The organism is Pseudomonas sp. MNR3A, from assembly GCF_009650575.1.
GTDB lineage: Bacteria > Pseudomonadota > Gammaproteobacteria > Pseudomonadales > Pseudomonadaceae > Aquipseudomonas > Aquipseudomonas machongensis.
In genome coordinates this window covers 73,093-86,039 of record NZ_VZZS01000004.1, presented here as the reverse complement: position 1 = coordinate 86,039, position 12,947 = coordinate 73,093, and the positions used below count along the sequence as shown (strand labels likewise).

The following is a 12,947-nucleotide window of genomic DNA, read 5'->3' as shown; positions in this document are numbered from 1 at the left end:
AAGTTGGCTTTATCGCAGCCCAGGGTCATTTCTTCTGCTTCGGAATCCGCACCAATTGGGTTTCCGAGTAGATGTCATGCCAGCTGCGCTTGCGCTTGTCGATCAACGACCAGATGAACCCCAGCCCCAGGCACAACCACGAAGCAATAGACACCACGAAGCGCAACAGCGCCTGCCACAAACTGATCGCGCTGCCGTCGGCATTCTGTACACGCACGCCCCACACCTGCATGCCCAGGGTCTGGCCGCCGTGGGTCCAGAACTTGGCAAAGAAGCCGAACAGGGCAAACAACAGGACGGTGGACAACAGCGGATCGCCATCGAGCGCGCCGGCGTCGGTCAGCTCACGCATGCGAGCCTCGCCGATGATCGACATCTGCACCAACTTGTAGAGACCTGCCGTGACGATCAGCAGGGCGGTGCACAGGAGGAAGTCATAGAACATTGCCGCCAGACGGCGCCCCAGGCCTGCGGGCGGGAAATCGCCCTGGGGGGTGAGAGAACGCTTGGACATGCAGGAGGGCTCCGGGTGGAAAGTCCTCATTCTATGAAATTGCAGGCACAAAAAAGCCCCTGCGCGTCAACGCAGGGGCTTTTTCACAGAAATCAGCCTTCTGCTTGTACTTCGTCAGCCTGCATGCCTTTCTGGCCCTGCACTGCAACGAAGGTGACTTTCTGGCCTTCTTTCAGGCTCTTGAAGCCGTTGCCTTGGATGGCACGGAAGTGAACGAACAGATCCGGACCGCTCTCTGGGGTGATGAAGCCGTAACCTTTCTCGTCATTGAACCACTTGACGGTACCGTTCTGACGCTCAGCCATTTTCTTATTTCCTATGAATCTTTAGATAGTGATTTCAGTTTCTTTCGCATCACAGGCGAAAGAGTACTGGGCTGGGTTGCAGGAAAGTAAGAGACGTCGAACGGGTTGTAGCAAATTGCGGCTACTGGCCCAGGTCACGAACTGTTGCGACCCATGCAAACACAGTGAGAAGACTCTACGCCAACTCCAGCGACAAAAACAAGCCCCGCACGGCGCAGGGATCAAGGCTTTTGCCGATTACCGACAAAATTGTCGGAAACGGCATGGCGCCTGGCCTGGCGCCATGTTCAAAAGTTATTGCGCAGGTTCGTAATCGAATAAGCGCGCTGTTGTGAGATTGCTTTCAACCTCGGTAGTAACGTTGCGCCACGAAAGGCATTTTGCTGACTTTCAGGGCAACTTGTTTGCCGCGCACGACCGCAAACAACGGCGTTTCCAGCGCGGCATGTTCGTTATCGACATACCCCATTGCCACGGGTGCGCCGAGGGTCGGGCCGAAACCACCGCTGCACACCTTGCCGACCGGCGTGCCGTGCGCATCGACAATCTCGGCGCCCTCGCGAACCGGCGTGCGTTCCTGTGGCAGCAGGCCCACGCGTTTGCGGCTCACGCCCTGCTGCTGTTGGGCAAATACGCGGGTGGCGCCCGGGAAACCACCGGCCCGTGCTCCGTCGGCGCGACGAACCTTGGAGATCGCCCACAACAGGCTGGCCTCGATCGGCGTAGTCTCGGTGTCCATGTCGTGGCCGTACAGGCACAGGCCGGCTTCCAGGCGCAGCGAGTCGCGGGCACCCAGGCCGATCGGCTGCACCTCAGGCTCGGCCAGCAGGCGTCGCGCCAGAGCTTCGGCAGCAGTGGCCGGTACCGAGATTTCGTAACCGTCCTCGCCGGTGTAGCCCGAGCGGCTGACGAAGCAGTCCTCACCCTGCAACTGCAACGGGCGGAACTGCATGAAGGTCATGCCGGCCACTTCCGGCGCCAGGCGTTCCAACACCTTGACCGCAGCCGGGCCCTGCAAGGCGAGCAGGGCGCGCTCCTCGAACAAAGGCTGGATCTCGCAGTGCTGGCCGATGTGCTTTTGCAGGTGAGCCAGGTCCTGATCCTTGCAGGCGGCATTGACCACCAGGAACAGTGTGTCGTCACCCAGGTTGGCCACCATCAGGTCGTCGAGGATGCCTCCTTGCTCATTGGTGAACATGGCGTAGCGCTGCATGCCCACCGGCAGGTCGATGATGTCTACTGGCACCAGGCTTTCCAAAGCCTTGGCCGCGTCGCTGCCACGCAGCACGATCTGGCCCATGTGCGACACATCGAACAGACCGGCCTGCTCGCGGGTGTGCAGGTGTTCCTTGAGCACACCCAGCGGATACTGCACGGGCATGTCGAAGCCTGCGAACGGCACCATGCGCGCGCCCAGCTCCAGGTGAAGGGCATGCAGCGGGGTCTTGAGCAACGTATCGGACATCGGTAACTCCTTGGTTTTTGTTCGGGTCAACATTCGATGATGTTGACGGCCAGACCGCCGCGGGCGGTCTCCTTGTACTTGCTTTTCATGTCGGCGCCGGTCTGGCGCATGGTGCGGATGACCTTGTCGAGCGAGACGAAGTGCTGCCCGTCACCGCGCAGGGCCATGCGCACCGCATTGATCGCCTTGACCGAGCCCATGGCGTTGCGCTCGATGCAGGGCACCTGGACCAGCCCACCGATCGGGTCGCAGGTCAGGCCCAGGTTGTGTTCCATGCCGATCTCGGCGGCGTTCTCCACCTGTTGCGGGGTGCCGCCCATGACTTCGCAGAGGGCGCCCGCCGCCATCGAGCAGGCCACCCCCACTTCGCCCTGGCAGCCGACCTCGGCGCCGGAAATCGAGGCGTTCTCCTTGTAGAGGATGCCGATGGCGGCCGCGGTGAGCAGAAAACGCACCACGCCGTCTTCGCTGGCGCCGGGAACGAAACGCATGTAGTAGTGCAGCACCGCCGGGACGATACCCGCCGCGCCGTTGGTCGGTGCGGTGACGACGCGTCCGCCATAGGCGTTTTCCTCGTTGACCGCCAAGGCGTAGAGGTTGACCCAATCGAGTACCGACAGCGCATCGCGCAGGCTGGCTTCCGGGTGTCGGCTGAGCTGGCGGTGCAAGGCAGGGGCGCGGCGCTTGACCTTGAGACCGCCCGGCAGGATGCCCTCATGGCGACAGCCCGCTTCGACGCAATCCTGCATGACCTGCCAGATGCGCAGCAGGCCGGCTCGGGTTTCCTGTTCGGGGCGCCAGGCGGCTTCGTTGGCGAGCATCACCTGGCTGAACGACAGGTGCTGCTCGACGCAATGGCCGAGCAGTTGCCTGGCCGTCGTGAAGGGGTAAGGCAGGGCGGTGTTGTCTTCGACGATGCGGTCCTGGCCGGCTGCGTCCTGGTCGACGACGAAGCCGCCGCCCACCGAGTAGTACTCGCGGCTGCGAATCTGCAACCCGGCAGCATCGAAGGCACGAAAAATCATGCCATTGGGGTGGTAGTCAAGTGGCTTGCGGATCATCGCCAGGTGCTGTTTCTCGACGAAGTCGATCCGGTGTTCGCCAAGCAGGTGCAGGTGGCCGCTGGCGCGGATTACCTGCAGGCGTTCGGGGATGGATTCGGTGTCGACGGTGTCGGGGTGTTCCCCCTCGAGCCCCAGGAGCACAGCCTTGTCGCTGCCGTGACCCTTGCCGGTCGCACCGAGCGAGCCGTAGAGCTCGGCCTTGACGCTGGTCGTGCTGGCCAGCAGGCCATCGCGGCGCAAGCCCTCGGCGAAGCGCGCGGCGGCACGCATCGGGCCGACCGTGTGCGAACTGGAGGGGCCGATGCCGATCTTGAACAGGTCGAAGACGCTCAAAGACATGATGACCTCCTGCCAGGTGGGTTGGGCAGATGCTGAACCCTGTGGGAGCGGGCTTGCCCGCGAATGCGTCGGCGTGGCCAACATCGCATTCGCGGGCAAGCCCGCTCCCACAGAGGAACACACCTTTATCAGAGGGCGGGCCAAGAAGCTATCAGACGTCCTGATAGCTCTCGATCGACGGGCAGGCGCAGACCAGGTTGCGGTCGCCGTACACGTTGTCGACCCGACCGACCGGTGGCCAGTACTTGCTCTCGACCAGGCTCGGCAGCGGATAAACCGCCTGCTCGCGGCTATAGCCGTGGGACCATTCGCCGACCAGTTCCGCCGCGGTGTGCGGGGCGTTCTTGAGCGGGTTGTCGTCCTTGTCCAGGCTGCCGTTCTCCACGGCGCGAATCTCTTCGCGAATCTGGATCATCGCATCGCAGAAACGGTCCAGTTCTTCCTTGGACTCGCTTTCGGTCGGTTCGATCATCAGCGTGCCCGCCACCGGGAACGACATGGTCGGAGCATGGAAGCCGAAGTCGATCAAACGCTTGGCCACGTCATCGACGCTGATGCCGCTGGTGTCCTTGAGCGGACGCAGGTCGAGGATGCATTCGTGGGCGACCAGGCCGTTGCCACCGGTGTACAGCACAGGATAGTGCTCTTCCAGGCGACGGGCGATGTAGTTGGCGTTGAGGATCGCCATCTGCGACGCACGCTTGAGGCCTGCGCCACCCATCATTCGAATGTACATCCAGGTGATCGGCAGGATGCTGGCGCTGCCGAACGGTGCAGCGCAGACCGCACCGGCAGTGTTTTCCAGCGCGGCATGGCCGGGCAGGAACGGCGCCAGGTGCGACTTGACGCCGATCGGGCCGACGCCCGGGCCGCCACCACCGTGGGGGATGCAGAAGGTCTTGTGCAGGTTGAGGTGCGACACGTCGCCACCGAACTTGCCCGGAGCGCACAGGCCGACCATGGCGTTCATGTTGGCGCCATCGATGTACACCTGGCCGCCGTTGTCGTGAATGATCGCGCAGATCTCGCCGATCGCTTCCTCGAACACGCCGTGGGTCGAGGGGTAGGTGATCATGATCGCGGCCAGGCGCTCGCGGTGTTCGAGGGCCTTGGCGCGCAGGTCGTCGATGTCGACGTTGCCCCGGGCGTCGCAGGCGGTGACCACCACGCGCATGCCGGCCATGTGTGCGGTGGCCGGGTTGGTACCGTGTGCCGACGACGGGATCAGGCAGATGTCGCGGTGGCTTTCGCCGCGGCTACGGTGGTAGGCGCGGATCGCCAGCAGGCCTGCGTACTCGCCCTGGGAACCGGCGTTGGGCTGCAGCGACACGGCATCGTAGCCGGTGGCGGCGCAGAGCATGGCTTCAAGCTCGGTGGTCATCTGCAGGTAGCCCTGGCTCTGGGCGGCCGGGGCGAAGGGGTGCAGGTTGCCGAACTCGGCCCAGGTGACCGGAATCATTTCGCTGGCGGCATTGAGCTTCATGGTGCACGAGCCCAGCGGGATCATGCTGCGATCCAGCGCCAGGTCCTTGTCGGCCAGGCGGCGCAGGTAGCGCATCAGTTCGGTTTCGCTGTGGTAGCGGTTGAACACCGGGTGCTCGAGGATCGCCGATTGGCGCACCAGTGCAGCTGGCAGGCGCGGGCTGTGGTTGGCGGCGAGGGTAGCGAAGTCCGGCAGCGCCTGGCCATTGGCGAACAATGCCCAGAGCGCCTCGACATCTGCCTGGGTGCTGGTTTCGTCCAGCGACAGCCCCAGATGCGCGGTGTCGACCTGGCGCAGGTTCAAGCCCTTGGCGCGCGCTTGCTCGTGCAGGTTGGCGGTGGCGGCACCGGTGGCCAGCGTCAGGGTGTCGAAGAATTCACCGGTAACGACCTTGGCGCCGAGCTTGGCCAGACCCACAGCGAGAATCGCGGTGAGGGCGTGGGTACGTTCAGCGATGCGCTTGAGGCCCGCCGGGCCATGGTAGACGGCGTACATGCTGGCAATGTTCGCCAGCAGGACCTGCGCGGTGCAGATGTTGCTGGTGGCCTTTTCGCGGCGGATGTGTTGCTCGCGGGTTTGCATGGCCAGGCGCAGGGCGGTCTTGCCGAAGCGGTCGATCGAAACGCCGACCAGGCGGCCCGGCATGTCGCGCTTGAACGCATCCCGGGTGGCGAAGTAGGCCGCGTGCGGGCCGCCGAAGCCCAGCGGTACGCCGAAGCGCTGGGCACTGCCGATGGCCACGTCGGCGTCGAATTCGCCCGGAGGGGTCAGCAGGGTCAGGGCCAGCAGGTCGGCGGCCACGGCCACCAGGGCGCCGGCGCCGTGCAGACGCTGTACCAGCTCGCGGTAGTCGAACACATCACCGTTGCTTGCCGGGTATTGCAGCAGGGCGCCGAAGAAGGCGCTGACATCGCCCAGTTCACGCTCGTCACCGACCACGACCTCGATGCCCAGCGGCTCGGCACGGGTACGCAGCACGTCAAGGGTTTGCGGGTGGCAATGCACGGAGGCGAAGAAGGCATGGCTGCCCTTGTTCTTCGACAGGCGTTTGCAGAAGGTCATGGCCTCGGCAGCGGCGGTGGCTTCGTCGAGCAGCGAGGCGTTGGCGATCGGCAGGCCGGTGAGGTCGCTGATCAGGGTCTGGAAGTTCAGCAGCGCTTCCAGGCGACCCTGGGAGATTTCCGGCTGGTAAGGGGTGTAGGCGGTGTACCACGCCGGGTTTTCCAGAAGGTTGCGCAGGATCGGCGCTGGCGTGTGGGTGTTGTAGTAGCCCTGGCCGATGAAGCTCTTGAACAGCTGGTTCTTGCCGGCGATCGCCTTGAGGGCGGCGAGGGCATCGGCCTCGCTCTGGCCGTCGGCGTCACCGAGCACGCTGGTGCCCTTGATGCTGTCGGGAATGACGGCGGCGGTCATGGCGTCGAGAGAGTCGAAGCCCAGGGTGGTCAGCATGGCCTGTTCGTCGGTGCTGCGTGGGCCGATGTGACGGGCGATGAATTCGTTGGCGGTGCCGAGGTTGATGGTCATGGTCGTGGTCCTCAGGCGTCGTCGTTGGCTTTGAGCAGGCGGTCGTAGGCATCCTGGTCGAGCAGGGCGGTCACCTCGCTCATGTCTGCAGGAACGAAGCGGAAGAACCAGCCTTCGCCCAGCGGGTCTTCGTTGACCTGCTCGGGGTTGTCGTTGAGACCTTCGTTGACCGCGACCACTTCACCGGTCAGCGGCATGTATACGCCGCTGGCAGCCTTGACCGATTCGACGGTGGAGGCTTCGGCGCCTTTTTCATACTGCTGCAGGTCCGGCAGTTGCACGAAGACCACATCGCCAAGGGCGTTCTGGGCATAGGCGGTGATACCTACGGTGACGCTGCCGTCAGCTTCGACGCGCAGCCATTCGTGATCTTCGGTGAAACGCAACTCGCTCATGGGAAATCCTCGGGAAGCAGGGCGTTGGGCGCGGTTGGTCCGCGCTCTTGAGGTTGGGTTTTCCTTAGCAAGAATGTGGCCATGTGAGTAAAAGCATTGAAATTCAATGGCTTGACTGCTTATCCAGAAAGATTTTCCCTGGCAATGGAATGAAATCAATACAGGCTGGGATGCCGGGAAAAGGATTGTCTGATCAAACCCTTGTAGATGTGGACGCAGAACGCTCCGTATCGATATCAATACGATGTATTGATATCGATACGGAGCGTTCAAGGTCATGCGCCAGTGAAAAACGGCAGCGCCAGGTACAGCTTGATCACGATGACGTTGACGATATCGATGAAGAACGCCCCCACCATGGGCACGACGAGAAAGGCGATCTGCGAAGCGCCGTAGCGCTGGGTCACGGCTTGCATGTTGGCGATGGCAGTGGGCGTGGCGCCGAGTCCGAACCCGCAATGCCCGGCTGCCAATACCGCTGCATCATAATTGCGCCCCATGACCCTGAAGGTGACGAAGATCGCGAACAGTGCCATGACCAGCGTCTGTACACCCAGCAGGATGAGGAAGGGCAGCGCCAGGGCGGCCAGGTCCCACAGTTTCAGGGACATCAGCGCCAAGGCCAGGAACAGCGATAGCGCGACGTTGCCCAACACCAGAACTTCGCGCTCGAACACCTGGTACAAGCCCCCGGCGGACAGCCCGTTCCTCAGCACGACACCTACGAACAGCACGCAGACGAACGTCGGAAGTTCGAACGGTGTGCCGCGCAACAGGCTGTTCAACAGAGTGCCTGTCAATAGGCTGATCGAGATCAGCGCCAGGCTTTCGATCATCGAAAACGGGGTTATCAGGCGTTCCTTGTTGGGCTGTTCGAAGCCTTTCGGCACGCGCGGCGTTTCCGGTTCCAGCCCTGGGGGCTGGACGCGGCTGACCAGCAACCGTGCTACAGGGCCACCGATCAGCCCGCCCAGCACCAGGCCGAAGGTGGCAGAGGCCAGGGCCAGTTCGCTGGCCGAAGCCAGTCCGTACTGAGTGCTGAAGGTCGAGCCCCAGGCAGCGCCGGTGCCATGACCACCGGATAGAGAAATCGAGCCCGCCAGTAGCCCCATGAGCGGATCGAGGCCCAGTAGCTGGGCGAGGCTGATGCCGATGGCGTTCTGCACCAGCAGGAATCCGGTGACGACCAGCAGGAACAAGCCGACGCTGCGCCCACCTCGTTTCAGGCTGCCGATATCGGCGCTCAGCCCGATTGTGGCGAAGAACGCCAGCATCAATGGCGCTTGCAGGGTGGTATCGAACTGGATGTGCACGCCAACCGCGCGCAACGCCACCAGCACCAGCGCGACCACCAGGCCGCCAGCTACCGGTTCGGGAATGTTGTAGGTGCGTAGAAATCCGACGCGGGCGACAAGACAACGTCCAAGTAGAAGTACCAGTGAAGCGGCCACGAGAGTGCCGTAGAAGTCGAGCTCGAGCATTGAAAACCTACTCATTGTCACTTTGAAAGAGGTGCTCCTGGGCACTCTTTCGAGCGTGCGCAGGGCCTTTCGAAGAGGCACCCGGAGCACGCGTGCGGTCAAACGGCCGACATTCTAAGTGGCACGCGCCTGGGGCGAGGCGTAGGGAAATTCTGAAGATGCCGAGCTGCTCGGGCGCTGATGGGCCTTAGTTTCTGCTTGGAATCCCGTATTTGCGCAGCCGCTGCGCAATCGCGGTATGCGACGTCTGCAGCCTTCCCGCCAGCTGCCGAGTCGAAGGGTAGCTTGCATACAGGCGCTGCAGCAGCTCGCGCTCGAAGTCGCCCACTGCCTGCTCCAGGCTGCTCACCTCGCCATCCTGGCCACGTGCCACCGAGGTACCGGCGATATCCAGGTCACCGATATCCACCAGGTTGCTCTCGCAAATTGCCGCCGCGCGGAAGATCACGTTCTGCAACTGGCGCACGTTGCCTGGCCAGGGGTTGGCCAGCAGTGCCGGATGGGTGGCTGGGGTCAGGCGGCACGGAGGGCGCTGGATCTGCGTGCAGGCCTGCTGCATGAAGAAGTGCGCCAGCGACAGGATGTCCTGGCCGCGTTCGCGCAGCGGCGGGACCTGCAGGTTGAGCACGTTCAGGCGGTAGAACAGGTCTTCGCGGAAAGTGCCTTCGGCGACCATGCGTTCGAGGTCGCGGTGGGTGGCGCTGATGATACGCACGTCCACCTTCACCTCACGGTCGCCACCGACCCGGCGAAAGCTGCCGTCGCTGAGAAAGCGCAGCAGCTTGGCCTGCAGGTAGGGCGACATCTCGCCGATCTCGTCGAGAAACACCGTGCCCTGGTTGGCCAGTTCCATCAGCCCTGGCTTGCCGCCACGTTGTGCGCCGGTGAAGGCGCCCGGGGCATAGCCGAACAGTTCGCTCTCGGCCAGGCTTTCGGGTAGCGCGGCGCAGTTCAGTGCGAGGAAAGGTGCTGCGTGACGACTGCTGATGGTGTGGCAGGCGCGGGCCACCAGCTCCTTGCCGGTGCCGGTCTCGCCGTGCACCAGCAAGGGCGCATCGAGTGTGGCGACGCGCAGGGCGCGGGCCTTGAGGGTGCGGATCGCCGGGGAGTCGCCGAGCAGGGCATCGAAGCCTTCGGCGTGATCATGGTGCAGCGCCGAGAGACGTTCGCCCATGCGATTGGGCGGATACAGGGTGAGCAGGCCGCCGGCATTGGTGATCGGCGTTGCATCCAGCAGCAGGCTCTGGCCATTGAGCTGCATCTCGCGCATCGGCAAGTGGAAGTTGTTGTCGAGCAAGGCCTGGAGCAGCCCGCTGTCGCCAAACAGCTCGCCCACCGAGCGACCGGCCGATTCGCGTCCGCACAGGGCGATCAGCGCCGGGTTGGCCAGCAGCACCTTGCCAGCGCTGTCCACCGCCAGCACCGGGTCGCTCATGGCCGCGAGCAGGGCGTCGAGTTGCAAGTGTCGGCGCTGGCCGGGGAGGATATCGACCACTTCCACCGACTGCACGCCGCGCACCTCGAACAGCGCGTCGTGCAACTCTTCGAGCACGGCGGGGCTGAGCGTGGGAGCGTCGATGTAGACGTTCGGTGGCACCATCTCCACGGCATCGAGGTTGAGGTTGCGGGCACCGAGCAGGGCCAGGACTTCCTGGGTGATGCCGACGCGGTCGATGAAGCTGACGTGGATGCGCATGGGGGCAACGGGCGTGGGGGAAAGGGCGCAGTATGCCATTGGCCAGGGGGAAGGCCCAATCGCGGCGCAAGTCGGTGCGCCGAACCGCCGCTTGCACAGGTATTCCAGCGTGCCTGTGCGAGCGGGCCTGCTCGGCGGTGGCGGTATCAGGTATTACCCAGGTGTTCAGGCTTGATCGGATCCCCGGACTTCACGTCCAGCTTCTGGCGGATGTCGTCGAACATATGGTCGTAGAGCTTGTGCGGCGAGCCCAGGTTTTCGAATTTCTTCGGCGCCGGCAGGTACGACTGGGCCTTGCGGCTCAACTGCATGAGAAAGCTCGGCAGCACCTGGTCCCTGGCCAGGAAGAACTTCTCGTCGACAGACTTGCCTTCGATGCTGCCATGCATGCGGAACTGGATACCGCGGCCTTCCGTGGGATCCTGGGTGGCTTCGTACTCGATGTTGAGGTCGTAGCTGTGGTCGGTCTCGTTCAGCGCCGTGCGCTCGATATGAACATGACCAGGATGGTACTGGGCCATGATGGCGTCCTCCGGAAGGTTGAAAATGGCCGGCGCCGTGCACCGGCCAACTGCACTCAACGGTAGCTGATACCTGGCTTGGCGGTCGACACCCGCGTACCGGCAGTGCCCTTGACGATCTCTTCGATGTTTTCCAGCGAGCTGATCACCGCGACCTTGCCCGTGTGGCGGGCGAAATCGCAGGCGGCCTGCACCTTCGGCCCCATCGAACCCGCTGCGAAGCCGAGTTTTTCCAGCTCGTCAGGATGCGCCTGGGCAATGGCTTTTTGCGTCGGCTTGCCGAAATCGATGTAGGCGGCATCGACATCGGTGGCGATGATCAGCAGGTCGGCGTCCAGTTGCTCGGCCAGCAGCGCCGAGCACAGGTCCTTGTCGATCACCGCCTCGATGCCTTTGAGCTTGCGGTTTTCGTCGTACATCGTGGGGATGCCGCCGCCGCCGGCGCAGATGACGATGCTGCTTTTTTCCAGCAGCCACTTGATCGGGCGGATCTCGAAGATGCGCTTGGGTTTGGGGCTGGCGACCACACGGCGGTACTTGTCGCCGTCGGCCTTGACCACCCAGCCTTTCTCCTTGGCCAGGCGCTCGGCCTCGTCCTTGGCGTAGACCGGGCCGATAAACTTGGTCGGATCCTTGAAGGCCGGGTCGTTGGCGTCGACCTCGACTTGCGTCAGCAGGGTGGCGAAGGGCACCTCGAAGTCGAGCAGGTTGCCCAGCTCCTGTTCGATCATGTACCCGATCATGCCTTCGGTCTCGGCACCGAGCACGTCCAGCGGGTAGGCTTCGTCGGGTTTGTAGGCCTGGCCCTGGAGCGACAGCAGGCCGACCTGCGGGCCATTGCCGTGGGCGATGACCAGTTCGTTGTCGGGGTGGATCTTGGCGATCTGCTCGGTGGCAGTGCGGATATTGCTGCGCTGGTTGTCGGCGGTCATTGGCTCGCCGCGGCGCAGGAGGGCGTTGCCGCCCAATGCAACAACGATACGCATGGGGAATGTCCTTCAGAAAATGTTCAAGGGTCGGGCAAGGCCTGTGGGAGCGGGTTTACCCGCGAAGCCAGCGACGCGGTGCATGGCACCGGCTATGCCGGTGTTCGCGGGTAAACCCGCTCCCACAAAAGCCCGCCCCTGCAGGGGTTGCCGTCAGAGATCAGCCAGGGTCGACACCAGGATCGCCTTGATCGTGTGCATGCGGTTCTCCGCTTGCTCGAAGGCGATGCACGCTGGCGACTCGAACACGTCATCGGTCACTTCGATGCCGTTGGCCAGGTGCGGGTATTTCTCGGCGATCTGCTTGCCGACCTTGGTCTCGGAGTTGTGGAACGCCGGCAGGCAGTGCATGAACTTGCTGCGCGGGTTACCGGTGGCTTTCATCAGTTCCTTGTTCACCTGATAGGGCAGCAGTTGTTCGATGCGCTCGCCCCAGGCATCCACAGGTTCTCCCATCGACACCCAGACGTCGGTATGGACGAAGTCGACGCCCTTGACCGCCGCCTTCGGGTCTTCGGTGAGGGTGATGCGCGCGCCGCTTTCCTCGGCGTACTGCTTGCAGCGCTGCACCAGGTCGTCGTGCGGCCACAGCGCCTTGGGCGCAGCGATGCGCACGTCCATGCCGAGCTTGGCACCGATCAGCAGCAGCGAGTTGCCCATGTTGTTGCGCGCATCGCCCAGGTAGGCATAGCTGATGTCGTGCAGCGGCTTGTCGCTGTGTTCGCGCATGGTCAGCACATCGGCGATCATCTGCGTCGGGTGGTACTCGTCGGTCAGGCCGTTGAACACCGGCACGCCGGCGAACTTGGCCAGTTCTTCGACGATTTCCTGCTTGAAGCCGCGGTACTCGATGGCGTCGTACATGCGCCCGAGCACGCGGGCGGTGTCCTTCATGCTCTCCTTGTGGCCGATCTGCGAGGAGTTGGGGTCGATGTAGGTGACGTTGGCGCCCTGGTCGTAGGCGGCGACTTCGAAGGCGCAGCGGGTGCGGGTCGAGGTCTTCTCGAAGATCAGGGCGATGTTGTTGCCCTTCAGGTGCTGCTGCTCGGTGCCGGTGTACTTGGCGCGCTTGAGATCGCGGGAGAGGTCCAGCAGGTAGCGCAGCTCACGGGTCGTGTGGTGCTCGAGGCTGAGCAGGTTGCGATTGTGGATGTTGAACGCCATGACAGTGTCT

General features: G+C 63.4%; 11 protein-coding genes. All 11 read right to left on the bottom strand.

The genetic code is table 11. The features are described 5' to 3' along the window. Positions 1 to 25: 25 nt before the first annotated feature. The gene (locus F6X62_RS03010; protein WP_153772658.1) at positions 26 to 514 is read right to left on the bottom strand and encodes an RDD family protein; all 489 of its coding nucleotides are present in this window, start codon (positions 512 to 514) and stop codon (positions 26 to 28) included. A gap of 92 nt (positions 515 to 606) precedes the next feature. Further along, on the bottom strand, positions 607 to 819 hold the full coding sequence (locus F6X62_RS03005) for a cold-shock protein (protein ID WP_046854299.1): 213 nt from the start codon (positions 817 to 819) through the stop codon (positions 607 to 609). Between the two features lie 343 nt (positions 820 to 1,162). Then, the gene (gcvT, locus tag F6X62_RS03000) at positions 1,163 to 2,284 is read right to left on the bottom strand and encodes a glycine cleavage system aminomethyltransferase GcvT (RefSeq protein ID WP_153772657.1); all 1,122 of its coding nucleotides are present in this window, start codon (positions 2,282 to 2,284) and stop codon (positions 1,163 to 1,165) included. A 26-nt stretch (positions 2,285 to 2,310) separates the two neighbouring features. Beyond that, positions 2,311 to 3,687, bottom strand: a complete 1,377-nt coding sequence (locus tag F6X62_RS02995) for an L-serine ammonia-lyase (protein ID WP_153772656.1) — start codon at positions 3,685 to 3,687, stop codon at positions 2,311 to 2,313. 151 nt (positions 3,688 to 3,838) lie between these two features. Continuing rightward, positions 3,839 to 6,694, bottom strand: coding sequence for an aminomethyl-transferring glycine dehydrogenase (gene gcvP, locus F6X62_RS02990; protein WP_153772655.1), 2,856 nt, complete (start codon positions 6,692 to 6,694; stop codon positions 3,839 to 3,841). A gap of 11 nt (positions 6,695 to 6,705) precedes the next feature. After that, the gene (gene gcvH / locus F6X62_RS02985; RefSeq protein ID WP_054895511.1) at positions 6,706 to 7,089 is read right to left on the bottom strand and encodes a glycine cleavage system protein GcvH; all 384 of its coding nucleotides are present in this window, start codon (positions 7,087 to 7,089) and stop codon (positions 6,706 to 6,708) included. Positions 7,090 to 7,364: 275 nt separating this feature from the next. Beyond that, positions 7,365 to 8,570, bottom strand: coding sequence for a sodium/glutamate symporter (gene gltS, locus F6X62_RS02980; protein WP_153772654.1), 1,206 nt, complete (start codon positions 8,568 to 8,570; stop codon positions 7,365 to 7,367). 187 nt (positions 8,571 to 8,757) lie between these two features. Continuing rightward, positions 8,758 to 10,266 (bottom strand): sigma-54-dependent transcriptional regulator, encoded by a 1,509-nt coding sequence (locus F6X62_RS02975; protein ID WP_153772653.1) that lies wholly within the window; start codon positions 10,264 to 10,266, stop codon positions 8,758 to 8,760. A gap of 146 nt (positions 10,267 to 10,412) precedes the next feature. Then, positions 10,413 to 10,787 carry a DUF5064 family protein gene (locus F6X62_RS02970; protein ID WP_153772652.1) on the bottom strand — a complete coding sequence of 125 codons (375 nt, stop codon included), beginning with the start codon at positions 10,785 to 10,787 and terminating at the stop codon, positions 10,413 to 10,415. A 56-nt stretch (positions 10,788 to 10,843) separates the two neighbouring features. After that, positions 10,844 to 11,773, bottom strand: a complete 930-nt coding sequence (gene arcC, locus F6X62_RS02965; protein WP_153772651.1) for a carbamate kinase — start codon at positions 11,771 to 11,773, stop codon at positions 10,844 to 10,846. A 153-nt stretch (positions 11,774 to 11,926) separates the two neighbouring features. Next, the gene (locus F6X62_RS02960) at positions 11,927 to 12,937 is read right to left on the bottom strand and encodes an ornithine carbamoyltransferase (protein WP_054895515.1); all 1,011 of its coding nucleotides are present in this window, start codon (positions 12,935 to 12,937) and stop codon (positions 11,927 to 11,929) included. Positions 12,938 to 12,947: the final 10 nt, after the last annotated feature.